We start from the raw sequence: 26,701 nt of genomic DNA, 5'->3' as shown, positions 1-26,701 counted from the left end.
CCCTGACCGCAGTTTCACGCACAGGAGGATGGGATGAAGGAGATGTTTTTTCGCTGGCTGGCCGGGCTCGGGCTGGAGGTAACCGGCATGATGGGGCTGGTGATCGCTCTGGGCTTTATCGTGCTCACCTCGCTGCTGCTGCACATGCTGCTGCACCGGGTGCTGCTGGTGCGGCTGGTGGGGGTACTCGGCAAGACCAAGCAGGTGTGGCTGCCGCCCCAGTTGCAGCAGCGATTGTTCTACCGGCTTGCCTTCGTGCTGCAGGGGGCCGTGCTGCTCGGTCAGGCCGAGATCTGGCTGCCGCGCAACTCCGATAGCCTGCAACTGATCGAGATGGTGGCCCAGCTCTGGATCCTGCTGTTCCTGCTGCTCTCCCTGTTTGCCCTGCTCGATTGCATGCTGTCGGTGAGCCGCTATACCCGGCTCGGGCGGGATCTGCCCCTGCGCGGCATCTTCCAGGGGGTGAAGCTGGTGGGCAGCATCCTGGTGGGCATTCTGATGATCGCCCTGCTGCTCGGCAAGTCGCCGCTGTTCCTGTTCAGCGGTCTGGGTGCCATGACCGCAGTGCTGATGTTGGTGTTCAAGGACCCCATCCTCGGGCTGGTGGCCGGCATCCAGCTCTCCGCCAACCGGATGCTGAGCGTCGGTGACTGGCTGCAGATGGACAAGTACGGCGCCGACGGCGAGGTGACCGACATCGGCCTCACCACGGTCAAGGTGTCGAACTGGGACAAGACCATCACCACCATCCCCACCTATGCCCTCATCTCCGACTCCTTCAAGAACTGGCAGGGGATGACGGAGTCGGGCGGGCGGCGCATCAAGCGCAGCGTCAACATCGACATGACCAGCGTGCGCTTCCTGACGGCGGACGAGCAGCTGCAGCTCAAGCAGGCCCAGCTGCTGGCGCCCTATCTGAGCCGCAAGGAGCAGGAGCTGAGCGCCTACAACCAGCAGTTGAGCGACGCCATCAGCTGCCCCATCAACGGTCGTCACCTCACCAACCTCGGTACCCTGCGCGCCTATCTGGACGCCTACCTGCGCGCCCACCCCGGCATCCGCAAGGACATGACCCTGATGGTGCGCCAGTTGGCACCGACCTCGGACGGCCTGCCGCTGGAGATCTACTGCTTCACGGCGACCACCGCCTGGGCTGATTACGAAGGGATCCAGGCCGACATTTTCGACCACATCTTTGCCATCATTGAGCAATTTCATCTGCGGTTGCACCAATCTCCCACAGGTTACGATATGCGCGCCTGGCAAAAGGGATAAACCACCGACCGGCAGGGGCTGGCGGCGGATAAAAAAAGCGATATTAATCGCTGACCCGCCGCCACTTGTCAGTTGAAATTTGCCCGGCAGAGGAGAAAAATGGCGGCCTTCTCTTCGCCCCCCGGATCGCCCGCCGCTCCCGGGTCAGCCCAGAGTCTTGAACCACGTCATCCATTACAGGAAAGTTATGAAGCTCCTCCACACTACTGCGGCCGCGCTGTGCTGCAGCCTCCTCTTGGGCGCCGCGCCTGCGCTCGCGGTTGAATACGCCCTGCCTGCGGCCAACAGCCGCCTGGTGGGTGAAAATCTGGAATACGTGGTCCCGGCCGAAGAAAACGGCCAGCCGCTGGAGGCCGCCGCCGCCAAATTCCAGCTGGGGCTGACCAACATGCTGGAGGCCAACCCCAAGGCGGATCCCCTGCTGCTGCAGACCGGCGAGAAGCTGATCGTGCCGCACCAGCTGATCCTGCCGGATGCGCCCCGTGAAGGCATCGTGCTGAACGTGGCCGAGATGCGCCTCTACTACTACCCGAAAGGCAAGAAGGTGGTGGAAGTGCTGCCCATCGGTATCGGCCAGCTCGGCACCGACACCCCGGAAAACTGGGTGACCAGCGTGCAGCGCAAGAAGGCGGGCCCGACCTGGACCCCGACCGCCAAGATGCATGCCGAATATGCCGCCCGTGGCGAAAGCCTGCCGGCAGTATGGCCGGCCGGCCCGGACAACCCCATGGGGCTGTTCGCGCTCTACATCGGCAAGATGTACGCCATCCACGGCACCAACGCCCAGTTCGGCATCGGCCTGCGGGTGAGCCACGGCTGCGTGCGCCTGCGCAACGACGACATCGAGTACCTGTTCAAGAAAGTGCCGGTCGGTACCCGCGTGCAGTTCGTCAACCAGCCGATCAAGGCCAGCGTCGAGCCGGATGGCCGCCGCTACCTGGAAGTGCATCAGCCGCTCTCCCGCAATCAGGAGGAGTTCAACTCCAGCCTGCCTGCACCGCTGCCGATGACCCCGGCGGTCACCCGCTTCATCGCCCACGCCGACAGCGACTCCCAGCTGGTCAAGCAGGCGCTGGAGCAGCGCAGCGGCATGCCGATCGCGATCAATCGCTGATTGGCGCTTGCCGAGATGGCCCCGACCTCTGGTCGGGGCTTTTTTTTTGCGGCCGTGGCGGGGTTGTGCCGCGGATCGTGCCCGGTGGATAAGCAGTTGCTGCGTCAGGATAAAATCTGGCGGAACGGGGTAAAGCTGGTCTGTTGGTTAAAGATGAAACGTTTATATTGTGTTTTCTGTTTGTTAAAAAAGGTTGTGGTCATGGGATCTGCTGATTAAGCTAGGGCGGTTTTTTTAAGGAAGAGCCCGTCGTCAGAACGGGTACACACGTCACATAACGGAGTTTTGAATGACAGCCAGCACCCCCATGCTCATCACCTTTCTGGTGTACATCCTCGGGATGGTCCTGATCGGCTTTATCGCCTATCGCGCCACCCGCAACTTTGACGACTACATTCTCGGCGGCCGCCGGATGGGGAGCTGGGTGACCGCCCTCTCCGCCGGTGCCTCCGACATGAGCGGCTGGCTCCTGATGGGCCTGCCGGGCGCCGTCTTCATCGGCGGCATCTCCGAGAGCTGGATCGCCATCGGTCTCACCCTGGGTGCCTATCTCAACTGGCGCTGGGTCGCCGGCCGGCTGCGGGTGCATACCGAGAAGAACCGCAACGCCCTGACCCTGCCGGACTACTTCACCTACCGTTTCGAGGACAAGAGCCGGGTGCTGCGGATCCTCTCTGCCCTGGTGATCCTGCTGTTCTTCACCATCTACTGCGCCTCCGGCGTGGTGGCTGGTGCCCGCCTGTTCGAGAGCACCTTCGGCATGAGCTATGACACCGCCCTCTGGGTCGGTGCCGCGGCCACCATCACCTACACCTTCTTCGGCGGCTTCCTCGCGGTGAGCTGGACCGATACGGTGCAGGCCACCCTGATGATCTTCGCCCTGATCCTCACCCCGGTGTTCGTCATCATTGCGGTCGGCGGCATCGACACCGCCATGGTGCAGGTGGCGGCGCAGAACGCCAGCAACCTCGACATGTTCAAGAACCTGGACTTCATCGCCATCATCTCGCTGATGGCCTGGGGCCTGGGCTACTTCGGCCAGCCCCACATCCTGGCGCGCTTCATGGCGGCGGATTCCCACCACTCCATGGCCAATGCCCGCCGCATCAGCATGACCTGGATGGTGCTGTGCCTGGGGGGCGCCGTGGCCATCGGCTTCTTCGGCCTGGCCTACTTCTCCACCTTCACCGAGCAGGCGGCCGGCGTCACCGGTAACCCGGAGCGGGTCTTCATCGAGCTCTCCAAGATCCTGTTCAACCCCTGGATCGCCGGCGTGCTGCTCTCCGCCATCCTGGCGGCGGTAATGAGTACCCTCAGTTGCCAGCTGCTGGTCTGCTCCAGCGCCATCACCGAGGATCTCTACAAGCCGTTCCTGCGCAAGAACGCCTCCCAGCAGGAGCTGGTGTGGGTCGGTCGTGCCATGGTGCTGGTGATCGCGCTCATCGCCATCGCCGTCGCGATGAACCCGGAAAACCGCGTGTTGGGGCTGGTGAGCTACGCCTGGGCCGGCTTTGGTGCCGCCTTCGGCCCCGTGGTGCTGCTCTCCGTGCTCTGGTCGCGGATGACCCGCAACGGCGCCCTGGCGGGCATGCTGGTGGGCGCCCTGACCGTCATCGTCTGGAAGCAGTTCGGCTGGTTGGGGCTCTATGAAATCATCCCTGGCTTCCTCTTCTCTGGACTCGCCATTGTGGTGTTCAGCCTGCTGGACAAGGCCCCCTCCAAGGCCATGCTGGAGCGTTTCGACGACGCCGAGCGCGAGTTCCAGACCCCGCCGGATGCGCTGGGTCAGCCGGTTACGGTCAACTGAGTCGGCCACCCTGGATAACAAAAAGCCCCGCAATGCGGGGCTTTTTTATGAGCAAGGGGACCAGTTCACCCAGCTTGCAACCAAGTTGCCGGGTCTCGCGGATAAAGCCGACCCACTCCAGATCCTCGGCCCGGTAGGCGCGATATTTGCTGCGTCGCCTGGGTTTGGGCAGCAGCCCAAGCTGCTCGTAGAGACGGACAGCCTTTGGGGGGCTGCCCGCCAGCCGGGCAAATTCCCCGATATACATGGTGCTGTTTGCAAAGGTGGTGTGAAAGGTGCCCACTATAGGCCAGTAGCGGCGGGATTCAATCCCCTAGAGGGCGGTGGAGCCATTGGACAGCACTACGGTGATAGAAGACACCCACCTGGCTAGGCAACTCTGTTATCGAGATGTGGGTGTTCCAGGTTACTATTCATAACGTAGAACTAACCGGCTCTACGCGGCTTTCATCTATCGCGCAGCGTCCAGCGACCTAAGGGGGCGAGGTTGAACTGCATGTTTATGCAGACGTCACCTTTGTCGCTTCAGCTTGAAACACAACATTGATGATTTGTCGTGTCGTGCTTACAACCGAATAGAACAATAGAAACGATGAGATGACAAAAATTGATGCAAGATCAAAATCACCAAATCCGGTAAAAAAAGCGCCTCCAAAGAACAGTTGTAAATACAGCCCCTTCAACAGAGCAAGTGACGTACTCCCAGAAAATCCATAAGTGGCAATGGTAAATACGACATCAGCGTAGCCGCCAAAGTTTTGATAGATTAAGCCTCCAGTTCCATTTCCTTCAGGTTCGCGGAAGTACTTGCCAGCACCAACGCCGACGATAGCAAGAAGCCATATGACGACTGTTGGCCAATTTGACTCAAGGAGGACGCGGACGATGTTCTTTGCTTCATCTTTGCTATACACGAAAATGAGCCCAAGAATGATCAATGTAATGATTACGGCTAACCTCGATAGGCTGAACTTGCCACGGCTCATGCAATGCTCCCGTTGAACTGAGCAACTTCAGCTTCTTCTTTTTTGTCTTGTTCCTTTCCGAGCAGTGCACCAATTACCCCCCCCGCTGCAACCCCCGGACCGCCCCCCAGTGCACCAATTACGCCACCAACCAACATTCCAAGGGCGGTGTTATCGGATCCCTTTTCAGCCACAACATCGCTCACGTAGTAAGTAATACCGTTAGCCTTAAATGCTTGGGCCCCAAGCTTTTGCGCGAGGGCCTGTCTGTTTGGAGCAACGGTTCGGAGGAAGACTTTCCCGTTGTTCTTTTTATCAAGTACATAGAGTTTCAAATTTGCTCCTCATGTGCATAACGCCGTCAGCAGGGGGCAGGAAAAACGCGCAGCGGTTTGGCTGCCCCTCTGGCTGGTTTTGTTATACATTTTCTTCACGGCGCTGGCGACGCCTTTCTTGCGCCAACCTAAGACGTTCTGGCTCAGTGTAAATTCTTTCAAGTAGTATTGTGGTGAAATCCAATAAGTCGATTGCATCATCTTTAGTTAATGTTCCTTGATGTGCTCCGTCGTTACCGTCTTCTCTTACACATGTTGAAAGATCCCTTAATGCCTCAGGTAGAATGCCGTTATCAAATAGCCAAGGAAGCCGCAAACCTAAATCTCGACGTGTTCTATGGTTTAAACCTTCTCCTTCTTCGGGCAAAAAAAACCTTGTGACTAGATCAATACATAGTCTGAACATTGTTCCGGCAGCATTGAAGCAATTAAGAGACAAACAAGTGGCACCCTCCCTAAAAATAGCCTCAACACTTTCAGGAATAAATTCAGGAGGCTCCTCTTTTACGGAATCTTTGAGAGTAATAATTCCTTCGATATCAATATAGCTATTTACAGCGCCCTTGATATTAATTAAGCCTGTTTTATGTACATATTCATAGTTTGCATTCACGCTTTCAGAGACAACAAATATTGTTGAGCGGGAGCATTTTCTACAAACACAAAATGTTTCATACCAATGCTTCCAGTTATATTCAAAGCGGACAACGATTGCCTGGGTTAAATCAAAGGTGATTTTATTTGCCCCACATCTTGGGCAGTCGGAAACTAATTCTGCCATTTAGTGTTCTCCTTAATACTGGTTTTATACATAACGTGTCAAGTCAAGTAGCATCGTAGCTTTGTTGCGTCCCTTTGCTTGATTTGTTAGCTATTTTCGCCTTTTGATCCGCTATCGGAAGCACTTGTCTTATCTCCATCAGTGTTGTCCTTAAAGACTACATTTTGTGAACCCGCTGGCTTAGGAGGGGCTGAAGGCGTTTGCGAAGAGGTTGCGCTTGGAGCGGCTTGCTGACATTGGTTGCTGCTACCTGAATCATTATCAGCCATATCTTCTTCCTCTTTTTTGGATATGTTATTAATTAAATTTACTTGGTAAACCTTATCTTCTGAAGTGACTCGCTCGTAAATATAAAAAGGCGAGTCTGCTGCTTGTTACTTGTGAGAGGGCTGGCGTGGCTCATGGGGTGACTCCGACGAGGCTTGGATTGCCATTCGGGTATGGTAGCGAGAGAGGGGCGCAGGGGAAGGACGGGGTGATAAATGTTGGGGCGGGATCAACAAATTGGTCAGTACGGCAGGGGGGAGTCCCCTTGCCGGGGGAGAGAAGCTGGTCCAAGCGTGGGGAAGGGCCGCAGCCCCTCCCTCAGGCCAGTGCCAGCGACTGGCGGTTGCGCCACAGCCGTTCGTGGAAGAAGAACACCACTGTGTTGATGGCAGGCTCGATCATCGCCATCACGCCGCCGGTGAGCAGCTCGCCGCTCAGCAAGTAGGCGACACCGAAGGCCACCGAGAAGTGCACCAGGGCGAAGCTGCTGGTCTTGGCCTGTAGGCTGTGGTGGGGCTTGAGCTTGTGCCAGCCGAGATCGTGGAAGTAGAAGGCGACCGTGTTGACGGCGGGTTCGATCAAGGCGATCAGGCTGGCGGTGAGCAGTTCACCGGTCAGCAGGTAAGCCACGGTGAAGGCCACGGTGAAGTGCAAAACGGCAAAGCTGATGGTCTTTTTCATGATGGCGGCTCCCTCTGGTGATGAACAGAGTATCCCCCGAAACCGCATTAAATGAAAACTATTCTCATCTAATGGTTGGATAGGGAGGGCCTATCAAGTGAGAACGCCCTCACCGGATTGGGAGTTGCATGGGGCCATAGCGGCGCTAGAGTGAGCCTTTGCCATGAAAAAGGAGCTTTCATGCATATGAATATCAATGCCACCCTGATGGGGCAGTTCATCCTGTTGCTGATGATCATCGTCGGCGTCGTGGCCTGGCGACTGGCGCGCCGCAAGAGCGAGCATCCGGTGCTGATCACCGTGCTGTGCATGCTGCTCAGCCTGGCCCCGCCTTTCGCTCTGCTGGCGCTGCTTATTCTGGCGCTCTGGCGGGATCTCCCGGGCAAAACGTGAGGTTGGCTGGCATGGAAAAAGCCCCGTGACGGGGCTTTTTTATTTGCGCGTCTCCCGCGCAGCTGCCGGTTGGGGTGGCAAGAGGCGGGGGAGGGGCTCACCGGCTGAGAGCGGCGATCCGCTGATGGGCCTGGCGCATGCCCTGCTCCGCCCCGTGGGGGAGCAGGTCCATCCCCTCCGCGTAGACGAACTCCACCTGCGCGATGCCCATCAGGCCGAGCACGGACTCGAGGTAGGGGGTGACTGCATCCGTTGCCTGTCCCTGATGCACGCCGCCGCGGCTGCTGAACACCAGGGCTTTTACCCCCTCCACCAGCCCCATGGGGTAGCTGTCGGTGTAGCGAAAGGTGACCCTGGCCCGTGCCACCAGATCGAACCAGTTCTTGAGCGGGGTCGGCACGTTGAGGTTGTACATGGGGGCGCCGATCAGCAGCAGGTCGGCGGCCTTGAGCTCGGCAATCAGTTGATCCGACAGCACCACCGCCTGGCGGATGGCCTCGCTGGCTGGCTCGGCCCCCCGCAGGGCGTGAAACAGTGCGCTGTCCAGTGGTGGCAGGGCGAGGGCGGGCAGGTCGCGTACCACCACCTGGTCCTGGTGGCCCTGCTCCCGGCGCGCTTGCAGAAAGTTCTCCATCAACTGGTTGGTGCGGGACGCGGGGCCGTTGAGGCTGGATTGCAGCAGCAGGATCTGACTCATGAGGTGAACTCCATCTGACAAAGTGTGGGGATGGAGGGAGCTTATCAGTCATTTTTTTCCGCAGTGCTGATACTATTTCGCCATATTGGTTCCACAAGGTATGCAATAGATGGCAAACAGCCTCAATGGCCTCGATCTGTTCGCCAGCGTGGTGGAGGCGGGCAGTTTCGCCCAGGCCGCCGAGCGGCTCCACCTCACCCGCTCGGCGGTGGGCAAGGGGATTGCCCGGCTCGAGCAGCGTCTAGGCGTCCAGCTGTTTCACCGCACCACCCGCAGCCAGAGCCTGACCGAGGAGGGGGCGCTGTTCCATCGCCACTGCCTGCGGGCATTGGAGGAGGTGCGCCTCGGCGAGGCGGCGCTTGCCAGCAACAAGCTGACCCTCAACGGCAGCCTCAAGGTCTCCATGCCGGTGCTGTTCGGTCAGCTGTGCGTGGCGCCCCTGCTGCTGGAGCTGGCGCAGGCCCATCCCGGGCTGGCGCTGTCACTGTCGTTCAGCGATCGCAAGGTGGATCTGGTGGAGGAGGGGCTCGATCTGGTGATCCGTAATGGCGAACCACCGGACAGCCTGGATCTGGCGGCGCGCCGGCTCGGCGAGCACGGCATGACGCTCTGCGCCGCGCCCAGCTATCTGGCCGAGCGGGGCGAACCGATGACGCTGGCGGCGCTGGCCGAGCACGAGGGCATCGCCTATCAGCGACAGGGGCGGGTGCTGGCGTGGCAGTGGCAGCTGGATGGCCAGTGGCAATCGGTGCGGCCGACGGGGCGCCTGCAGCTCGACGATCTGCACGCCATCACCCAGGCGGCCATCGCGGGCTTTGGCCTGGCCTGGTTGCCGAGCTGGCTGGCGCGCCCGCACCTTGAGCGAGGCGAACTGCGCGAAGTGCTGGGCTCGCTCAAGGGTCGGCGCTACCCCATCAATGCCCTCTGGCCCCACAGCCCGCACCTGCCGCTCAAGACCAGAATGGCCATCGACTGGCTGGCGAGCCGGCTGCCGGAGCGGCTTGCCAGCGTGGCAGGGGCGGGCAGTCATGGTCAATAAAAAGGGCCTGCAGTGGCAGGCCCTTGGCGGTGTGCGAGTGATGCAAGGCGTTACGCTTCAACCTTGTTGAGCCACTCGACCTTGTACTGGGCGCCGGCGCCCTGCGCCAGCTTGGCACAGAGGGGTTTGAGGAAGGCTTCGATCTGCTCGTCCAGCAGCCAGGGCGGGCTGATGATCAGCATGCCTGAGCCGTTCATGCCCCAATCGGTGGTCTGGCCGGCCACTTCCAGCTCGGCCACCAGGACGTTGCCGAAGTTCTCGCGCTTGATGGCGCGCAGCATGTCGCGGGACTTGTCCGCCTCTTCCCCGAGGATGGGATACCAGAGGGCGTAGATGCCGGTGGCCCAGCGTTTTTGCGCCTTTTTCAGGGTATCGACCACCGCGAAGTAATCTTCCTTGAGCTCATAGGGCGGGTCGATCAGCACCAGGCCGCGGCGCGGCGTGGGCGGCAGCAGGGCCACCAGCCCCTCGAAGCCGTCCCTATGGTGCACGGCGACGCGGGGGTCGTAACCCATGTTGGCGCGCAGGTCTTCCACCTCGTTGTTGTGCAGCTCCATCAGCGCCAGCTTGTCCTGCTCGCGGGCGAGGCGGCGCGACAGCTCCGGCGAGCCGGGGTAGTAGTGCAACTGGCCATCGCTGTTCATCTCCTCGATGACGCCGAGATAGGGCGCCATGGTGGACCACTGGGCCCGCTCGTCCCACAGCCGGCCGATGCCGTCAGCATATTCCGCCTTCTTCTGCGACCAGTCGCCGCGCAGGTCGTAGAGACCGCCGCCGGCATGGGTGTCCAGCACGATGAAGGGTTTCTCCTTCTTCTTGAGGGACTCGATGATCAGGGCCTGAACGGCGTGTTTCAGCACGTCGGCGTGGTTGCCGGCGTGAAAGGCGTGGCGATAACTCAGCATATTAGGTCTCTGAGGGGGCCCTGCTGGGCCCCCAGTAACAATAGATAGTTCAACAGGTTGCGGCTGTTGCCGCGAAACAGGGTGAGGCTGCGCAGGGTCTGCAGCAGCACTCCCTGTTGCAGTCGCTCCAGCTCCAGCTCGTGGGCCAGCATGGCCTGATACTCCTGCTCGCCGAGCCGCGCCTTGGCGCTCGAACGCAGGGTGCGCCAGGGGCCGAGTACCGCCTCGGTCTGCACCAGCGCCGGTTGCAGGTCGGTCAGATCGACCGGGATCCCGCACTGATCCAGCCGGTGCAGCAACAGGGCCAGATTGACGTTGCCCCCCTGCGCCTGCACGCTGAGCCAGTCCTGGCTGCGTGCGCCATAGACCTCGCCGCTCCACTGCCAGAAGTCGAGCGGGCCCGGCAGTTCGTGGGCGGCGATCCGCTCGCTCGCCATCAGCTGTTCGTCACGCAAGGAAGGCCTGCTCCATGGTTTCCAGCTCCTCGGAGAGGCTCATCCACTCCAGCTCCACCCCTTCCAGCTCCTCCTTGATGGGGCCCTGGGACTTGAGCAGCTCGGAGAGCTTCTGCTTGGCGCTCTCTTCATAGATGGCGGGGTCGGCCAGCTGCTCTTCCACCGCGGCCAGCTTGGCCTGCAGTTTCTCCATGCTGGTTTCGAGCTTTTCGAGCTTCTGGCGCAGCGGCCGGGTCGCTTGCCGGAATTCCGCCTCGCGCCGCTTCTGATCCTTGCGCGCCACCGCCGAGTTGGCAGAGACAGGGCCGTCGTCCGGTTTGGCATTGGCCTCTTTCTCCTGCTCGCCGAGCCACTTGTGGTAGTCGTCCAGATCGCCGTCGAACGGCTCGACCCGGCCACCGTGCACCAGATAGAAGTCATCGGTGGTGGTACGCAGCAGGTGTCGGTCGTGGGAGACCACCACCATGGCGCCCTCGAAGCCTTGCAGCGCCATGGTCAGGGCGTGGCGCATCTCCAGATCCAGGTGGTTGGTCGGTTCATCCAGCAGCAGCAGGTTGGGCTTTTGCCAGGTGATGAGAGCCAGCACCAGCCGTGCCTTCTCGCCGCCGGAGAAGGGGGCCACCTTGTCGAGCGCCTTGTCACCGTGAAAACCGAAGCTGCCGAGGTAGTTGCGCAGCTCCTGCTCGGTCTTGTCCGGCGCGAGGCGCACCAGGTGATCGAGGGGCGAGTCGTCCAGACGCAGGGTCTCCAGCTGATGCTGGGCGAAGTAGCCGATGCTGACCCCGGCGCTCACCTCAAGCTTGCCGGAGAGCGGCGGGTTGGAGCCTGACAGCATCTTGATGAAGGTGGATTTGCCGGCGCCGTTGCGACCGAGCAGGCCGATGCGCGAACCGGGCACCAGGTTGAGTTTGATCTTCTCCAGGATCACCTTGTCGCCATAACCGGCGCTGAGGTTCTCCATGGCAATCAGCGGGGTCGGCAGGGCCGATGGCTCGCGAAACTCGAAGCTGAACTCGGAGTCGGCGTGGGCGGGCAGGATCTTCTCCATCCGCTCCATCGCTTTGAGCCGGCTCTGGGCCTGGCGGGCCTTGGAGGCCTTGTAGCGGAAGCGGTCCACATACGCCTGCATGTGGGACATCTCGCGCTGCTGCTTCTCGTACATGGATTGCTGCTGGGCCAGGTGTTCGGCGCGCTGCAGTTCGAAGTCGGAGTAGCCGCCGGTGTATTCGTTGAGCTTGCCGTTCTCGATGTGGATGATGCGGCTGATGACCGAATCGAGGAAGTCGCGGTCATGGGAGATCAGCACCAGCGTGCCCTGATAGGCCTTGAGCCACTTCTCCAGCCAGATGACGGCGTCGAGATCCAGGTGGTTGGTCGGTTCATCCAGCAGCAGCAGATCGGAGCGGCAGAGCAGCGCCTGGGCGAGGTTCAGGCGCATGCGCCAGCCACCGGAGAAGCTGCGCACCGGCGAACTCAGCTGCTCGTCGCTGAAACCGAGGCCGTGCAGCAATTCGGCGGCGCGGGCACGAATGCTGTAGGCGCCGATGGTGTCGAGCTTGCCGTGCAGCTCGGCCACCAGCAGCCCGTTGTCATCCTGCTCGGCCTGGGCCAGCTGGGCCTCCAGCGCGCGGAACTCCTTGTCGCCGTCGATCACGTAGTCGAGGGCGGAGCAGTCCAGCGCCGGGGTCTCCTGCGCCACGCCGGCAATCTGCCAGCCGGCGGGCAGGCTGAAGGTGCCGCTGTCGATGGCCAGCTCGCCCCGTACCAGTGCAAAAAAGGTGGACTTGCCACAGCCGTTCTTGCCCACCAGACCCACCTTGTGGCCGGGATGAATGGTGGCGGATGCGTTGTCCAGCAGCTTGCGGCCGCCGCGGATCAGTTCGATTTGACTGGCAACTATCATGGATTGGTCTGCTTGGCTCAAATGGAGGAGAAAAACTGGCGCGGATCTTACGTGAAACGGCGCAGATTTGCACTTGAGGCGGGGGGCAACCACTGGCTGGGGGGGCAAAAACATGCCATAACAGAGCAATCAGTCAGGGTTGGGGAGGTTAGCATGCTTATCAGGGACATCATGACGACCAGGGTCGCCACCGTTTCCATGGATGACAGGCTCAATGTCATCAAGGAGATCTTCGAGCAGGCTCACTTTCGCCACCTGCTGGTGCTGGAAGAGGAGGAGCTGGTGGGGGTCATTTCAGACCGGGATCTGTTCCGCGCCATCAGCCCCTATCTGGACTCCGAGGCCGAGATGAGCCGCGACACCGAGACCCTCAACCGGCGCGCCCACCAGATCATGAGCCGCCACCCCATCACCATCGCTCCTCAGCTTACGGTGCGGGATGGGGTCAAGATGATGCTGGAAAAGAACGTCTCCTGCCTGCCGGTGCTGGAAAACGGCGCCCTGGTCGGCATCATCAGCTGGAAGGATCTGCTGCGCGCCGCCCTCGACAGCGACGCCTTCTAGCCCCGCCGCCGCAGCTTGCAAGACAGCGAAAAGGGCTCCGAGGAGCCCTTTGTCGTTGGCGGTCATGGCGCCTTGCCCCTCTGTCAGGGCAGCGGCTCCACCAGCAGGATATGGGAGTCATGCCCCGTCACTCGCACCTTGCTGCCGGCGCTCAGCGGCTGGTTGCAGCGCACCGTCCAGGCGGTGTCGTCCAGGTGCACCCGGCTCATCCCCTGAGTCACGTCATCCAGCAGCACCAGCTCGCGGCCCAGATAGCCCTGCATCCGCTCGTTGATGGGGGCGGCGGCATCCCGGCTGGAGCGATCCCGGCGGTGCTGCCAGCGCCACCAGGCCCAGGTGGTGAGCAGGGATTGCAGGCCGAACAGCAGCAACTGAGCCTGCCAGCCGAAGGGCCAGACCAGCAGCAGCAGGCCCACTTCCAGCGCGGCGATGCCGGTCCAGAGCAGAAAGCCCACCGAACCCAGCACCTCGATGGCCAGCAGCGCGAAGCCGAGCCCCAGCCAGTGCCAGTGGGTCAGCCCCTCGAACAGGGCTGTCATGACTTGCCGCCCTTGCCATCCTTGAACAGCTCGGCCATGCCGGCGACGGCACCGATCAGGCTGCCCGCCTCCAGCGGCATCATCACCACCTTGCTGTTGGGGCCTTCGCCGATGCGGGCCAGCGCCTCGGTGTATTTCTGGGCCACGAAGTAGTTGATGGCCTGCAGATCCCCTTCGGCGATGGCCTTGGAGACCATGTGGGTCGCCTTGGCTTCCGCCTCGGCGGCCCGCTCGCGCGCTTCGGCGGCGAGGAAGGCGGCCTGACGTTCACCCTCGGCCTTGAGGATCTGGGACTGCTTCTCCCCCTCCGCTTTCAGGATCTTGGACTGGCGCACCCCTTCGGCCTCCAGTACCTCGGCCCGTTTCTGGCGCTCGGCCTTCATCTGGGCGTTCATGGCTTCGACCAGTGCCAGCGGCGGACGTACATCTTTAATCTCGATCCGGGTCACCTTGATGCCCCAGGGGGCGGTGGCGGCATCCATGGTGCGCAGCAGTTTCTCGTTGATGGTGTCGCGCTGGGAGAGCATCTCGTCCAGCTCCATGGCGCCGAGCACGGTCCGCATGTTGGTCATGGTGAGATTGCGGATGGCGCTGGTGAGATCGTTGACCTCATAGCCGGCTTTGCGGGCGTCTACCACCTGCACGAAGCTGATGGCATCGATGGTGACGTTGGCGTTGTCGCGGGAGATCACCTCCTGCGCCGGGATGTCCAGCACCTGCTCCATCATGATGATCTTGTGGCCGACCCTGTCCACATAGGGGATCAGCAGGTTGAGGCCCGGCACCAGGGTGCGGGTGTAGCGGCCGAAGCGCTCCACGGTCCAGTTGTAGCCCTGCGGCACTATCTTGATGCCGGCGCTCAGGGTAGCGAGCACCAGAAACACGAAGATCCCCAGCACAATCAATGACTCATTCATTATTAAGCTCCTTATGAAACACTTTCACTAGCCTATGGCCTTGCGCCTGGCACCACAAGCGCCTTGCTTCGCCTTTGTCATCATACGGCTTTGTTAATTACTAAAATGCATTAAAAAGCATTTTTTATTATTTTGAGGGATAAGCAGCCCTGCCTATAGTCGCCCCATATTAGTCGTGTTCCGAGGGATGGGCCGAAATGGATTATTTGCCGATGTTTGCCAAATTGGACGGTCGCCCGGTGCTGCTGGTGGGAGGGGGCGAAGTGGCCCTGCGCAAGGCGCGCCTGCTGCTGGCGGCCGGCGCCAGGCTGACTCTGGTCTCCCCCGAACTGGAACCCGACTTCCACCAATTTGCCGATCGCTTCACCCATCTGGCGGAGCGCTTCACCCCGGCCCATCTGGCTGGCCAGATCCTGGTGGTAGCCGCCACCGATGATCTCGAAGTCAACGCTTTGGTCTATCAGAGCGCCAACCAGCTGGGTCTGTTCGTCAACGTGGTGGACGACCCCAAGCGCTCCAGCTTCATCTTCCCTTCCATCATCGATCGCAGCCCCATCATGGTGGCGGTCTCCAGCGGCGGCAAGGCGCCGGTGCTGGTGCGCCTGCTGCGCGAGCGGCTCGAGAGCCTGCTGCCACGCCATCTCGGCGCTCTGGCCGAGCTCTCCGGCCGGGTGCGCGACCAGGCCAAGCGGGTGCTCTCCTCGATCTCCGACCGTCGCCGCTTCTGGGAGCGCGCCTTTGCCTCCAACACCCTGGCCGGTCTGATTGAGAAAGAGGATTGGCAGGGGGCCGAGCAGTGGCTGAACGATGGCCTCGACCAGGCGAAAAACGAAGTGGGCGAGGTGGTGCTGGTGGGGGCGGGCCCCGGCGATCCGGGCCTGTTGACCCTCAAGGCGCTGCAACAAATTCAGCAGGCCGAAGTGGTGCTCTATGACCAGCTGGTTTCGCCCGAGATCCTGGATCTGGTGCGCCGCGACGCCACCCTGGTGTCGGTCGGCAAGAAGGCGGGCGCCCACAGCGTGCCGCAGGAGGAGACCAATCGCCTGCTGGTGGAATACGCCAAGGCGGGCAACCGGGTGGTGCGACTCAAGGGGGGCGATCCCTTCATGTTCGGCCGTGGCGGCGAGGAGCTGGAAGTGCTGGCCGAGGAAGGCATCCCCTTCTCGGTGGTGCCCGGTATCACGGCGGCTGCCGGTGCTACCGCCTATGCCGGCATTCCGCTCACTCACCGCGACCATGCCCAGAGCGCCGTCTTTATTACCGGCCACTGCCAGATCGATGGCAAGGAGCCCGACTGGCAGCAGCTCGCCGCCACCAGCCAGACCCTGGTCATCTACATGGGGCTGATGCGCTCCGAGCATATCCAGCAGCAGCTGGTGAACCATGGCCGAAGTGCCGCCACCCCCATCGCCATCATCGAGCGTGGCACTACTGCCCGCCAGCGGGTGCTGACCGGCACCTTGGCGGAGCTGGCCGAACTGGCCCAGCAGGCAGTGAGCCCGTCGCTCATCGTCATCGGCGAAGTGGTGGCCCTGCGCGAGCGGCTCGCCTGGTTTGGCGAGGGGCAGCAGCAGGGCGCCTGCGACCTCAAGCTGGTGAGCCTGGCCTGAGCGCCGGCGGCGACAGCCATCGATTTGACGGTGCGGCCATGGCGGCACCGACCTGAACCAACACCGCGCCCTGACCAGGCGCGTTAGCAATGAACCGAGGACCCAGACATGGACCGTGAAAGACTGACACACTTGCAGCAGCTGGAAGCCGAGAGCATCCACATCATCCGCGAGGTGGCTGCCGAATTTGAAAACCCGGTGATGATGTACTCCATCGGCAAGGACTCCTCCGTCATGCTGCACCTGGCCCGCAAGGCCTTCTATCCGGGCAAGATCCCGTTCCCCTTGCTGCACGTCGACACCGACTGGAAGTTCAAGGAGATGATCAAGTTTCGCGATGAGACCGCCAGGAAGTACGGGCTGGATCTGATCGTCCACAAGAACCCGGACGGCCTCGCCATGGGCATCAACCCCTTCGTGCACGGCAGCGGCAAGCACACCGACATCATGAAGACCGAGGGGCTCAAGCAGGCGCTCAACAAATACGGCTTCGACGCCGCCTTCGGTGGTGCTCGCCGCGACGAGGAGAAGTCTCGTGCCAAGGAGCGAGTCTACTCCTTCCGCGACAAGTCCCACCGCTGGGATCCGAAGAACCAGCGCCCGGAGCTGTGGCGCGTCTACAACAGCCAGGTCAACAAGGGGGAGAGCATCCGGGTGTTCCCGCTCTCCAACTGGACCGAGCTCGACATCTGGCAATACATCTACCTCGAGAACATCGACATAGTGCCGCTCTACTTTGCGGCCCATCGCCCGGTGGTGGAGCGTAACGGCATCAAGATCATGGTGGATGACGAGCGCATGCCCATCGGCCCTGAAGATGAGGTGAAGCAGGAGCTGGTGCGCTTCCGTACCCTCGGCTGCTACCCGCTGACCGGTGCCATCGAATCCGCTGCCACCACCCTGCCGGAGATCATCGAAGAGATGCTGCTCACCACCTCGAGCGAGCGGCAGGGGCGACTGATTGACCACGATCAGGCCGGCTCCATGGAGCAGAAGAAGCGTCAGGGCTATTTCTAAAAAAATGTTCTAAGGAATCGCAACATGAACAACCACATTCAGACCGCCATCAGCGAACAGGGCATTGAAGCCTACCTGCACGCCCAGCAGCACAAGAGCCTGCTGCGCTTTCTCACCTGCGGCAGCGTGGACGACGGCAAGAGCACCCTCATCGGCCGCCTGCTGCACGACTCCCAGCAGATCTATGAAGATCAGCTCAAAGCGCTGGAGTCCGACAGCCAGAAGCTTGGCACCACCGGCGAGAAGCTGGACCTGGCGCTCTTGGTAGACGGCCTGCAGGCGGAGCGCGAGCAGGGCATCACCATCGACGTGGCCTACCGCTATTTCTCCACCGCCAAGCGCAAATTTATCATCTCGGACACCCCGGGCCACGAGCAGTACACCCGCAACATGGCCACCGGCGCCTCCACCTGCGATCTGGCCATCATCCTGATCGACGCCCGCAAGGGGGTGCTGGATCAGACCCGTCGTCACAGCTTTATCGCGAGCCTGCTTGGCATCAAGCAGTTCGTGGTGGCGGTCAACAAGATGGATCTGGTGGAGTTCAGCCAGGAGGTGTTCGAGCGCATCAGCTTGGAGTATCGCGAATTCGCCAAGAAGCTCAGCGTCGACACCATCCATATCGTGCCAGTCTCGGCGCTGGACGGTGACAACGTGGTCAACCCAAGCGACAAGCTGGCCTGGTATCAGGGCGAAACCCTGCTCTCCTTGCTGGAGTCTGCCGAGGTGGAGCGCGAGCTGGAGCGTCACCCGGTGCGCCTGCCGGTGCAGTACGTCAACCGCCCCAACCTCGATTTTCGCGGCTTCGCGGGGACCCTGGCCTCCGGCATCCTGCGGGTCGGCGACAAGCTTGCCGTGCTGCCGTCCGGCAAAGAGAGCACTGTGACCCGCATCGTCACCTTCGACGGCGATCTCGACTACGCCCTGCCGGGTCAGGCCATCACGGTCACCTTTGCCGATGAAATCGACATCAGCCGTGGCGACCTGCTGGTGGATGCCGCCAGAAAGCCGCAGGTGACCCAGAATGTGCTGGCTCACATCGTCTGGATGGGGGAGGAGTCCCTGCAACCGGGCCGGGTCTACGACGTCAAGCTGGCCACCAAGAAGAGTCGCGGCCAGGTGGAGGCCATCCGTCACCGCATCGAGATCAACAAGCTCGATCAGCTGGATGCGAGTGAACTCAAGCTCAACGAGATCGGTCTGTGCGAGCTGAGCCTGACCGACCCGGTGGCGTTCGACCCGTATCAGGAGATCCGCGATACCGGCAGCTTCATCTTCATTGACCGGCTGACCAACGTCACCGTCGGTGCCGGCATGATAGTGGAGGGCTTGGCCGCTAAAGTGGCAACAGGGCACTACAGCGAGTTCGAAGTGGAGCTCAACGCCCTGGTGCGCAAGCACTTCCCCCACTGGCAGGCGCTGACCATCAGCAACGACGCAAGCAAGGAATAAGCCCATGACCTGGCAACAATCCCTGGTGCTGGGTCTGCTGGCTGCCCTCGTCGCCCTGCTGATCCAGGGCAAACTCCGGCCGGCGCTGCTCTTCTCGGGCGCCGTGCTCATCACCTATCTGAGCGGCCTGGCGGACATCAACGCCGTGGTGGCGGGTTACACCAACAGCGCCCTGCTGACCCTGGTGCTGTTGCTGCTGGTCTCGCTCGCGGTGGAGAAGACCCGGGTCATGAGCTGGTTCGCCAACCTGGTGGGCACCGGCTCCTTCAACAAGGTGCTGGTGAAGGTGTGGTTCTCCACCGCATTCCTGTCGGCCTTCGTCAACAACACCGCCGTGGTGGCCTCCATGCTGGGTGCGGTCAAACGCAATCCCAACCATGCGCCGTCCCGGCTGCTGCTGCCCATGTGCTTCGCGGCGACCTTTGGCGGGGTGCTGACCCTGATCGGCACCTCCACCAACCTCATCGTCAACAGCTTCCTCATCAAGATGGGGGCCAAGCCGCTCGGCATGTTCGACTTCTTCATGGTGGGGGCGGGGACCCTGCTGACCGGTCTTATCGCCGTGCTGCTGTTTGCCCGCCACCTGCCGGAGCAGGACACCGAGATGAGCCGCGAATCCGGCTACTTTCTCGAGGCCAAGGTGGGCTCCGGCTCGCCCATGGCCGGACGCAGCGTCAAGGAGAACGGCCTGCGCAGCCTGAAAAGCCTCTATCTGGCCGAGATCATCCGGGGCAACCAGGTGATCTGCCCGGTGCAGCCGGAACACGAGTTGCACGAGGGTGACATGCTGCTGTTTTGCGGTGACGTGGAGAGCGTCGGCGTGCTGCAGGAGCTCAAGGGGCTAGATCTCTACGGCCAGCATCGGCTCAACGGCCAGCACCTGGTGGAGGTGATCGTCAGCCACAGCTCGCGGCTGGTGGGGCAGACCATCAAGGACGCGGAATTTCGCACCCACTTCGATGCGGTGGTGCTGGCGGTGCGCCGGGGCGAGACCCAGCTCACCGGCGGCCTCGGCCAGATTGAACTGCACGCAGGGGACACCTTGCTGCTGGCCCCCGGCCCCAAGTTTGCAGGCAACAAGTCCCTCTCCCGCGAGTTCGTGGTGGTGAGCGGGCTGGAGGCCTCCACCCGGCTCGATGCCACGCGCAGCGCCGCCGTGGTGGGCGGTTTTCTCGGGGTGCTGGCGCTGTCGGTGTTCGATCTGGTGCCGCTGTTCAAGGGGCTGCTGGTGATGCTGGTGGTGCTGCTGTTCTCCCGCATCCTGGCCCTGGACGAGATCCGCCGCCGCTTTCCGCTGGATATCTGGCTGGTGGTGGGCGGGGCACTCGCCATCGCCGATCAGCTGGAAAAAAGCGGGCTGGCGCGGGTCATCGCCGACTGGCTGATGGGGGAGTTCAACGGCGCCAGCCCCATCATCGCCTTTATCGGCATCTACCTGTTTACCCTGGTGCTGACCGAGCTGATGAGCAACAACGCGGCGGCGGCGCTGGCCTTCCCCATGGGTTACCAGCTGGCGCTCAGCATGGACGTCTCCACCATGCCGTTCATTCTGGCGGTGCTGTTTGGGGCCAGCTCCAGCTTCATCCTGCCCTACGGCTACCAGACCAACCTGATGGTCTATGCGGCAGGCAACTACAAGATGCCGGATTACCTTAAATTAGCCCTGCCGGTCTCCCTGGCTTACAGCCTCGGGGTGATCGTCATGGTACCCCTGCTGTTTCCGTTTTAAGGCGCCGCAACTGGGGGCCTGATGCCTTGCAGGGAATATAGATACACGACGACCATGGCCCCGTCAGTGGCGAGTGGCCAGAGGCTGAGCTCCAGGGAGCCAGACCGTTTCAGCATTGAGGCGTGAGCGCCAAGCAAGGAGTGTGAATGAGCAATATCGTGTGGCATCAGCATGCCGTGGGCAAAGAGCGTAGGGCCGAATTGAAAGGGCAGAAGCCGCTGGTGATCTGGTTCACCGGCCTCTCCGGGGCGGGTAAATCCACCCTGGCGGGAGCCTTGGAGCAGGCGCTGGCCGCCTCGGGCAAGCACACCTATCTGCTGGATGGGGACAATGTGCGCCACGGCCTCTGCGGCGATTTGGGCTTTGATGACGCCGCCCGTCAGGAGAATATCCGCCGGGTCGGCGAAGTGGCAAAACTGATGGTGGATGCGGGACTTATCGTGCTCACCGCCTTTATCTCGCCGTTTCGTGCCGAGCGGGAGCTGGTGCGCAATCTCGTGGGTGAAGGGGAGTTCGTCGAGGTGTTTGTCGATGCGCCGCTCGCCGTCTGCGAAGAGCGCGACCCCAAGGGGCTCTACAAGAAGGCGCGAGCCGGGGAAATTCGCAACTTCACCGGTATCGACTCTGCCTACGAGGCCCCCGAGCAGCCGGAAATCCATCTGCAGAACGCCGGTAAGCCGGTGGAAGTGCTGGTGGATGAGTTGTTGACTGCGTTAAGGCTGCGGGGATTGATCGATTAAGGTCGATTGTTGGTACCGAGCGTAAATAAGCAAGGGGGCAATTGCCCCTTTGTTTATTACTCACCAACTATTCCCATTGTTGTAGTGGCTAATTACTTAATGGGGCGTGTTACATGGCGCGTAAAGGTGGATTTCCTTCTGACTAACGCCTCATATTACCGTAACAAAAAAGCGTTGTGGCTGGAGCTCAGTGGAAGCCGTACCGAGTGCATGTAATTAATATGTGATTTCATGCACAGATTTCAGCAATTCTTCAGCTTTTCTGAACTGAGCAATGGTGGCGTCCATATCTATAATTCCATCAGTCGTCTTTCGATATTCACCATCAAATACACAAACCGTCATATACTCCCCATATCCGAATCTAATTGGCCTCACAAGATTAAGTTGAGTTTCGCTAGCTTTGTTGCTAATGATTTTGTGCCATTTTGATCTAAGAAATTTTCGTTGATTTTCTTTTTTTACCCATACTTTGAAACAAAATTTATCTTGTTCAAGCTGTAAATATTGCTCACACTCACTATTGCCTTGGAAGTGCCACCAGAAGCCAAGAAACCCTCCATTTGGATTGGCTACGTAATCCCAACAACCGTCACCAAGCCTTTTCTGCAATTCAAGGTAGAAGCCTATCCACGAATACCAACCCCACTTCGGTAATTCAATAAATTTATAACCATTGACATTGTCAGTAATGGATTGTAGATAGTTTCTATAATCAATAAGTATTGAGTTCTTGCCTTTATAAAAACTCAATACACTTAAGAAGTCTGCTCTTGAAAATGGTTGGTAGCCATTTTTAATCACATCTGAATAACTGGCTTGATCCTCCGTCTTGAAATAAATTGGGATTATGTCTTTATCTTCATAATCACGTCCTTTGATATCCTCAAGGTATCTCGTTAATTGATTGGAATGATGTTTTGTTCTTGTTTTGTTCTTGTTTTGTCTTCAATGATAATGGGGTGTTTAAAGTTTATAATGCACAGAACATCAATATTATTATCTTGCTTTCTGACTTCGACTTGCTTTATTTTTGGTGGTGCGCTTAGTTTGTGCTTTTCAAAAAATACTTTTATAAGCCTTATTGCACATTCATATAATTCAACGTCTGAATCCTTGTATTCTGGCGAAGCCCAAGATAGTAGCCAACAAATGAATGCATCTTGAGACAATTCACTTGTTGCATATGTGAAAAGATTTGGTTTGTTCATAGTTTGATTTTTACACATAACGTTCGCGGCACGTGTAGCTTTGCAGTGAAGGCGCAGCCGCAACGAAACAGCCGTCGCTGTGACTGCGATTGTCATGTTTAGACTTCCTGAGCATAGACAATAACTCGTTCTCTCGAAGCATCCTCTAGGAAGTGGCTGTAAAGCGCGGTCAACTCAGAATATGTCATTTCTCGAGATCCAATTTTTCCTTTGTTAAATAAAAACTCAAATATTTCACTAGAAAGAGATATTTCTTTTATTTTATCATATTCAAGTTTTCTTCCGCCACGATCACCAATTGTTGCACATTCGTCAATTTTACAAATTGGAAGATGCTCTCCAGTTGAGAGGAATTTTTGGTCAGCTTTTTGCAACTTGTCTGTTGGTCTGATAAAAGCAGAGCAGCAAGGAAATCTATATCCATGATCATCCTTGGCAGCTTCACATATCCTTTTATCGCATAAGAAACTTCTCATTTTATCAATCTGATCCAGCATGCGATCATCAGACAAATATAGTTTTCGATCTTTCCAAATTTTATACTGTACCGCTACGACAGAAACCGTTTCATTTTTAAGGTGATGTCGTTCATAAATTAGATCTGCCCCAGTTATATGCTCTACCCTATCAGGGTGAAGAACTCTTAGCCTTAGCACTCTACCGCTTGGCAGCTCAAAATCTCTATGCCCATGACCACTGGCAATGCTGGGTATAACCCTTGAGACATTATAGGCATCTCTAAATATTAGCTGGTTTTCGCTATGATCTTCTGGGTCAAGTTCTTTCTTGGACTTATAAAACTGCGCAAGCTTCCTCTTCAACTGATCAACTTTCTGATTGTTTTTCTGGCCCTCAGCTATTGACAAAAGACCTTCGTATTCAATTATATCTGAAGAAACCAAATCAAAAGCTAGGACTTTCTTTCCATCCCTGATGGAGCATAACTCAGCCTTCTGCCTGTACTCTTTCGTCGTATCACTTTCTCGTTCTCTTTTGAGCAAGCTGACCTCATCTCCAAGCAATTCAGGATAGACCTCTCCGCCAAGCTGCAAGGCGTTGTCATAAGTAGATTTCACCATATCTCCGCCAGAGGCGATTTTGGTTAACCCTCTGAAAGCATTTAAGGAAATCCACTCTGCATTTAGCCTATCAATATCTTCCATTGCCATTTTCTCTCTCAGATATGAATAACATAATGTTTGGTTAGGGGCCGCGGATCGCGGTCCAGGGCGAGCAACTTGAACTAATTGTTAGAGCTCTTCTCTGTGGCGAATTCCTAGCCCATTGGGTTTTAGTCTTTCGTTCATAATCCATCTCGTATGTTGGGCTAAAAATCGTAAGTTGGTGCTGAACGTAGTGAAGCCCAACGTTTACCGCGAAACGTATCTGCACATTTGTGTTACCGCTCGACCCAATCCATATTTATTCAGCTTTGGTTGAGGTGATCATGCTCGTATGTTGGGCTTCGCTACCACTTTCTTCCTTTCCCATCACTACAAAAATATAATGTTTTGTTAAGGATAGACTTTAGTCATCCCCATTAATCGCAACGAAAGACCTGACCATGTGTTACTTTATTTTTACTCTTGCCATGCCCATATAGCTACAACGTTTCCGGTGTAACCTGGTTCTATATTGCTAAAGGTCACACCCTCGCAAGTTAAGTATTCTTTTTTAATTTCATTAAGGGTCTTGCTGAAGTATTCAAGGGCTTGTGAAACAAATGAGGCTGGTGAGTAATATTGTCCTGCTCCAGCCCCCATAGTTGGATTCCCTGTAGCGGTGCCGTACTCGCTTTGAATCAAATTCCATAGCTTTGGAAATTTTGTCTCAATGGTCATACAAATTTGATATGCAGAAATAAACCGTGTATCTGCGTCTTGCAGTATCTGAAGTAGTTCTTTCTTGGCATCAATAAATTTCATCGGTCACCTGAGTTAGTTTAGTTGCATAAAGTAAAATTGAGGGGGTTCGATACGTATATTTCTCGAATGACGAGTTAGTGATCTTCCAAGCCCCACTAATTACTGTGATATTTCTCAATGTCTTCTCTCTATACAGAAGAATTTGGCTAGCTATAGCCACCATGTCTGACGATCTTGCGAACTACCTTGCTTGGAACAAAATAATATCTCATATGTTGGGCTTTGCTAAGCTCTGTGCCAACCTACAAAAACCACGCTACCGCCCCTGAATTTCAGCCTCCAGTCTGCTGCTTTTTACCTACGGTGTTGCTCTGGTCTGGCTCATGGGTGACTCCAACGAGACATTTACCAAGTGGCAGTGTTACCGAACGGGGCTGGGGAGAGAAGCGGCAGAGGGGCGTTTTCTGGGCAAGATCAACAAATTTATTAATAAGTTGGTGATGGGTATCTCTGCATTGGCAGCGCATCAGAGCAGAGTAGTGAAATCGAGGCGAGCACCCTGTTGAGTGAGGTACTGCTCAGCTGCCATGGTGAGAGTGGCAAGGTCAAGCCGGTGGTGGCACGGGTGGATGGGCCGCTCGATGGATTGCGGATCGGGGCCTGATCTCGGGACCTCATAATGTCGATGAGCCCCGTCTCTGACGAGACGGGGCTCATGCTTTTTTGTATTAGCGCACGGTCTTAGGTCTGATCTCTTCCGCGAAGGCTTAGCGGGCCAGCAGGGGTTGACCGTTGGTCAGGGCGGCGCTGGTTGGCCAGGTGGCGGGCTGCTGCTGGAACTGGCGTACCAGCCGGTCCAGTTCGCTCAGTTGCCGCACCAGCTGGTTGATGCCCTGTACGGCATGCTGGCTGCCTAGGCTTGAGTCATCGGCCAGGGTCTTGATGCTGAGCACGTTGCGATCGATGTCGGCGGTGACCTGGGACTGCTCCTGCACGGCCTGGGCTATCTGGCTGCTGCCGGAGGCGACCTGCTGCAACATGCTGTTGATCTGCTGCAGTATGGTGCCGGTGGCGGAGGCCTTCTGCTGGCAGCTGGCGGAGAGCGCCCCCCCTTTCTCCATCGCCAGTTCGGCATTGCCTGCACTGGCCTGCAGCAGGGTGATCATCTTCTGGATTTCGCCGGTGGAGGACTGGGTCTTGATGGCCAAGGATCTGATCTCGTCCGCCACCACCGAGAAGCCGCGGCCCGCCTCGCCGGCTCGGGCTGCCTCGATGGCTGCATTGAGGGCGAGCAGATTGGTCTGGTTGGCGATGCTGTTGATGACATCGAGAATGCCGTCGATGTCCCGGCATTGTGCCGCCAGAGTGTGGATCACCGTTTTTGAGGTGGTGAGCTCGCTGTGCATCCCCTCGACCGCCCCTATGGTCTCCTGCACGCTGCGGTTGCCCTCCCGGAACAGTTCGGCGGTTTCATCGAGCAGGCCGGAGGCGGCGGTGGAGCTGTGGGAGACCTCGTGGATCGACTCGGCCATCTGGGTGATGGCGGTGGCGACCTGATTGGTCTCGGCTTGTTGTTGCTGCAGGTTGCTGGTGATGGACTCGGCATTGCGCAGATCGCCTTCGGCCGAGCGCAGGATCCGGCTGCAGGTCTGCTGGGTACGCGCCAGCACCGCGTTGAACTCGGCCTGATTCATCAACATGGCGAGCTCGATGGCGGCGATGTTGTCGACCTTGTTGGTGTAGAGCAGTTGCATCAGCGGGTTGTCGAAACGGCTGCGGGCCATCTTGTCGAGCTTGCCGAGGCGACGGGCCAGGGCATGGTTGATCATGGCTGCCAGCAGCAGCGGTATGGCCGCCAGTGCCAGCTGCCAGAGCGCAGCCTGCTGATAGCCCAGCGCCACCATGGCCGTCAGGCTCAGCAGCAGGCAGAGCCCGATCGCCAGGGTGTGGGAGAAGGTCGGCAGCCTGAGCGCCAGCGGGGCCTTGTCAGCGCGCAGCCCGGCATAGATACGCTCGGCCCGCTGCTTGATCTCCTCACTGGGGGCGGTACGCACCGATTGATACTCCACCACCTTGCCGTGGGCATCCTTGATCGGCGTGACGAAGGCGCTGACCCAGTAGTGATCGCCATTCTTGCAGCGATTCTTCACCGGCCCCATCCAGCTTTTGCCGGCCCGAATATGGTGCCAGAGATCGGCGAAGGCCTGCTTGGGCATATCCGGGTGGCGCACCAGGTTGTGGTGCTCCCCTTGCAGCTCCTCCAGATTGAAGCCGGCGATATGGCAAAACTCGTCGTTGGCATAGGTGATGTGGCTCTCCAGATCCGTGGTGGAGATCAGGCTCTGGTGCTCCGGATAGAGGCGTTCGCGCTGGGTAACGGGTTGATTGATTCTCATGGTGGCTCCGGAACAGGGTTGCTGGAAAGATGCATGGCAAATGC

27 protein-coding genes are annotated in these 26,701 nt (G+C 58.8%); 11 read left to right on the top strand and 16 right to left on the bottom strand.

The window, feature by feature from the left end; translation table 11 throughout:
- Nucleotides 1-33 precede the first annotated feature (33 nt).
- The 3 genes from E5E96_RS03400 to putP all read left to right on the top strand — a co-directional run bounded on the left by E5E96_RS03400 (nucleotide 34) and on the right by putP (nucleotide 4,196).
- On the top strand, nucleotides 34-1,275 hold the full coding sequence (locus tag E5E96_RS03400) for a mechanosensitive ion channel family protein (protein ID WP_011707327.1): 1,242 nt from the start codon (nucleotides 34-36) through the stop codon (nucleotides 1,273-1,275).
- A 187-nt stretch (nucleotides 1,276-1,462) separates the two neighbouring features.
- On the top strand, nucleotides 1,463-2,389 hold the full coding sequence (locus E5E96_RS03395) for a L,D-transpeptidase family protein (protein WP_016351926.1): 927 nt from the start codon (nucleotides 1,463-1,465) through the stop codon (nucleotides 2,387-2,389).
- Between the two features lie 289 nt (nucleotides 2,390-2,678).
- On the top strand, nucleotides 2,679-4,196 hold the full coding sequence (gene putP, locus E5E96_RS03390) for a sodium/proline symporter PutP (protein ID WP_011707325.1): 1,518 nt from the start codon (nucleotides 2,679-2,681) through the stop codon (nucleotides 4,194-4,196).
- Here the strand turns inward: putP and E5E96_RS03385 are convergent.
- The 5 genes from E5E96_RS03385 to E5E96_RS03365 all read right to left on the bottom strand — a co-directional run bounded on the left by E5E96_RS03385 (nucleotide 4,189) and on the right by E5E96_RS03365 (nucleotide 7,225).
- On the bottom strand, nucleotides 4,189-4,479 hold the full coding sequence (locus E5E96_RS03385) for a MerR family transcriptional regulator (protein WP_253264701.1): 291 nt from the start codon (nucleotides 4,477-4,479) through the stop codon (nucleotides 4,189-4,191). The two genes, putP and E5E96_RS03385, sit on opposite strands and share 8 nt — an antisense overlap.
- A gap of 217 nt (nucleotides 4,480-4,696) precedes the next feature.
- Nucleotides 4,697-5,182 (bottom strand): hypothetical protein, encoded by a 486-nt coding sequence (locus E5E96_RS03380; protein WP_171281559.1) that lies wholly within the window; start codon nucleotides 5,180-5,182, stop codon nucleotides 4,697-4,699.
- Nucleotides 5,179-5,496 carry a hypothetical protein gene (locus E5E96_RS03375; protein WP_171281558.1) on the bottom strand — a complete coding sequence of 106 codons (318 nt, stop codon included), beginning with the start codon at nucleotides 5,494-5,496 and terminating at the stop codon, nucleotides 5,179-5,181. The genes E5E96_RS03380 and E5E96_RS03375 overlap by 4 nt, the downstream gene beginning before the upstream one ends.
- A gap of 82 nt (nucleotides 5,497-5,578) precedes the next feature.
- Nucleotides 5,579-6,277, bottom strand: coding sequence for a DUF4145 domain-containing protein (locus E5E96_RS03370; RefSeq protein WP_171281557.1), 699 nt, complete (start codon nucleotides 6,275-6,277; stop codon nucleotides 5,579-5,581).
- Between the two features lie 585 nt (nucleotides 6,278-6,862).
- Nucleotides 6,863-7,225, bottom strand: a complete 363-nt coding sequence (locus E5E96_RS03365) for a DUF2061 domain-containing protein (RefSeq protein WP_016351921.1) — start codon at nucleotides 7,223-7,225, stop codon at nucleotides 6,863-6,865.
- Between the two features lie 186 nt (nucleotides 7,226-7,411).
- On the opposite strand from E5E96_RS03365, the gene E5E96_RS03360 reads away from it, so the two are divergent.
- Complete coding sequence (locus E5E96_RS03360) at nucleotides 7,412-7,618, top strand: hypothetical protein (protein ID WP_016351920.1); 207 nt, start codon at nucleotides 7,412-7,414, stop codon at nucleotides 7,616-7,618.
- A gap of 97 nt (nucleotides 7,619-7,715) precedes the next feature.
- Here E5E96_RS03360 and E5E96_RS03355 read toward each other — a convergent pair whose 3' ends face one another.
- On the bottom strand, nucleotides 7,716-8,315 hold the full coding sequence (locus tag E5E96_RS03355) for an FMN-dependent NADH-azoreductase (RefSeq protein WP_171281556.1): 600 nt from the start codon (nucleotides 8,313-8,315) through the stop codon (nucleotides 7,716-7,718).
- 109 nt (nucleotides 8,316-8,424) lie between these two features.
- On the opposite strand from E5E96_RS03355, the gene E5E96_RS03350 reads away from it, so the two are divergent.
- A complete protein-coding gene (locus E5E96_RS03350) occupies nucleotides 8,425-9,354 on the top strand; it encodes a LysR family transcriptional regulator (protein ID WP_171281555.1) in 930 nt (309 codons plus the stop codon).
- A 50-nt stretch (nucleotides 9,355-9,404) separates the two neighbouring features.
- Here the strand turns inward: E5E96_RS03350 and E5E96_RS03345 are convergent, their stop codons facing one another.
- Genes E5E96_RS03345 through E5E96_RS03335 form a run of 3 tightly spaced genes read right to left on the bottom strand, consistent with a single transcriptional unit; the run spans nucleotide 9,405 to nucleotide 12,617 of the window.
- Nucleotides 9,405-10,259 carry a 23S rRNA (adenine(2030)-N(6))-methyltransferase RlmJ gene (locus tag E5E96_RS03345; RefSeq protein WP_171281554.1) on the bottom strand — a complete coding sequence of 285 codons (855 nt, stop codon included), beginning with the start codon at nucleotides 10,257-10,259 and terminating at the stop codon, nucleotides 9,405-9,407.
- Nucleotides 10,253-10,714 (bottom strand): DUF2390 domain-containing protein, encoded by a 462-nt coding sequence (locus E5E96_RS03340; protein WP_016351916.1) that lies wholly within the window; start codon nucleotides 10,712-10,714, stop codon nucleotides 10,253-10,255. Before E5E96_RS03340 ends, E5E96_RS03345 begins: the two co-directional genes overlap by 7 nt.
- Nucleotides 10,707-12,617, bottom strand: coding sequence for an ABC transporter ATP-binding protein (locus E5E96_RS03335; protein ID WP_029302229.1), 1,911 nt, complete (start codon nucleotides 12,615-12,617; stop codon nucleotides 10,707-10,709). Before E5E96_RS03335 ends, E5E96_RS03340 begins: the two co-directional genes overlap by 8 nt.
- A gap of 153 nt (nucleotides 12,618-12,770) precedes the next feature.
- Here E5E96_RS03335 and E5E96_RS03330 point away from each other — a divergent pair, with 153 nt between their 5' ends.
- Entirely contained in the window at nucleotides 12,771-13,181 is a 411-nt protein-coding gene (locus E5E96_RS03330; protein WP_011707313.1) for a CBS domain-containing protein, read from the top strand.
- 83 nt (nucleotides 13,182-13,264) lie between these two features.
- Here the strand turns inward: E5E96_RS03330 and E5E96_RS03325 are convergent, their stop codons facing one another.
- Nucleotides 13,265-13,720 carry an NfeD family protein gene (locus tag E5E96_RS03325; protein ID WP_011707312.1) on the bottom strand — a complete coding sequence of 152 codons (456 nt, stop codon included), beginning with the start codon at nucleotides 13,718-13,720 and terminating at the stop codon, nucleotides 13,265-13,267.
- Complete coding sequence (locus E5E96_RS03320) at nucleotides 13,717-14,637, bottom strand: SPFH domain-containing protein (protein ID WP_011707311.1); 921 nt, start codon at nucleotides 14,635-14,637, stop codon at nucleotides 13,717-13,719. The genes E5E96_RS03325 and E5E96_RS03320 overlap by 4 nt, the downstream gene beginning before the upstream one ends.
- A gap of 197 nt (nucleotides 14,638-14,834) precedes the next feature.
- Here E5E96_RS03320 and cysG point away from each other — a divergent pair, with 197 nt between their 5' ends.
- The 5 genes from cysG (at nucleotide 14,835) to cysC (ending at nucleotide 21,185) form a co-directional block, all read left to right on the top strand.
- Entirely contained in the window at nucleotides 14,835-16,247 is a 1,413-nt protein-coding gene (gene cysG, locus E5E96_RS03315; protein ID WP_171281553.1) for a siroheme synthase CysG, read from the top strand.
- 108 nt (nucleotides 16,248-16,355) lie between these two features.
- Nucleotides 16,356-17,264, top strand: a complete 909-nt coding sequence (cysD, locus tag E5E96_RS03310; protein WP_016351912.1) for a sulfate adenylyltransferase subunit CysD — start codon at nucleotides 16,356-16,358, stop codon at nucleotides 17,262-17,264.
- A 24-nt stretch (nucleotides 17,265-17,288) separates the two neighbouring features.
- The gene (gene cysN / locus E5E96_RS03305) at nucleotides 17,289-18,716 is read left to right on the top strand and encodes a sulfate adenylyltransferase subunit CysN (RefSeq protein ID WP_171281552.1); all 1,428 of its coding nucleotides are present in this window, start codon (nucleotides 17,289-17,291) and stop codon (nucleotides 18,714-18,716) included.
- Between the two features lie 4 nt (nucleotides 18,717-18,720).
- Complete coding sequence (locus E5E96_RS03300; RefSeq protein WP_171281551.1) at nucleotides 18,721-20,445, top strand: SLC13 family permease; 1,725 nt, start codon at nucleotides 18,721-18,723, stop codon at nucleotides 20,443-20,445.
- 146 nt (nucleotides 20,446-20,591) lie between these two features.
- Complete coding sequence (gene cysC, locus E5E96_RS03295; RefSeq protein ID WP_171281550.1) at nucleotides 20,592-21,185, top strand: adenylyl-sulfate kinase; 594 nt, start codon at nucleotides 20,592-20,594, stop codon at nucleotides 21,183-21,185.
- A 216-nt stretch (nucleotides 21,186-21,401) separates the two neighbouring features.
- Here cysC and E5E96_RS03290 read toward each other — a convergent pair whose 3' ends face one another.
- The 5 genes from E5E96_RS03290 to E5E96_RS03270 all read right to left on the bottom strand — a co-directional run bounded on the left by E5E96_RS03290 (nucleotide 21,402) and on the right by E5E96_RS03270 (nucleotide 26,657).
- On the bottom strand, nucleotides 21,402-21,989 hold the full coding sequence (locus E5E96_RS03290; protein ID WP_171281549.1) for a hypothetical protein: 588 nt from the start codon (nucleotides 21,987-21,989) through the stop codon (nucleotides 21,402-21,404).
- A 95-nt stretch (nucleotides 21,990-22,084) separates the two neighbouring features.
- Nucleotides 22,085-22,492 (bottom strand): hypothetical protein, encoded by a 408-nt coding sequence (locus E5E96_RS03285; RefSeq protein ID WP_171281548.1) that lies wholly within the window; start codon nucleotides 22,490-22,492, stop codon nucleotides 22,085-22,087.
- A gap of 2 nt (nucleotides 22,493-22,494) precedes the next feature.
- A complete protein-coding gene (locus E5E96_RS03280) occupies nucleotides 22,495-23,559 on the bottom strand; it encodes a hypothetical protein (protein ID WP_171281547.1) in 1,065 nt (354 codons plus the stop codon).
- Between the two features lie 417 nt (nucleotides 23,560-23,976).
- Nucleotides 23,977-24,321 (bottom strand): hypothetical protein, encoded by a 345-nt coding sequence (locus E5E96_RS03275; RefSeq protein WP_171281546.1) that lies wholly within the window; start codon nucleotides 24,319-24,321, stop codon nucleotides 23,977-23,979.
- 707 nt (nucleotides 24,322-25,028) lie between these two features.
- Nucleotides 25,029-26,657, bottom strand: a complete 1,629-nt coding sequence (locus E5E96_RS03270) for a PAS domain-containing methyl-accepting chemotaxis protein (protein WP_171281545.1) — start codon at nucleotides 26,655-26,657, stop codon at nucleotides 25,029-25,031.
- Between the last annotated feature and the right edge of the window lie 44 nt (nucleotides 26,658-26,701).

Origin of the sequence: Aeromonas sp. 1805 (assembly GCF_013085525.1) — a bacterium.
In the GTDB taxonomy this organism is placed as follows: Bacteria; Pseudomonadota; Gammaproteobacteria; order Enterobacterales; family Aeromonadaceae; genus Aeromonas; species Aeromonas hydrophila.
This window is presented reverse-complemented; position numbering and strand designations above follow the sequence as displayed.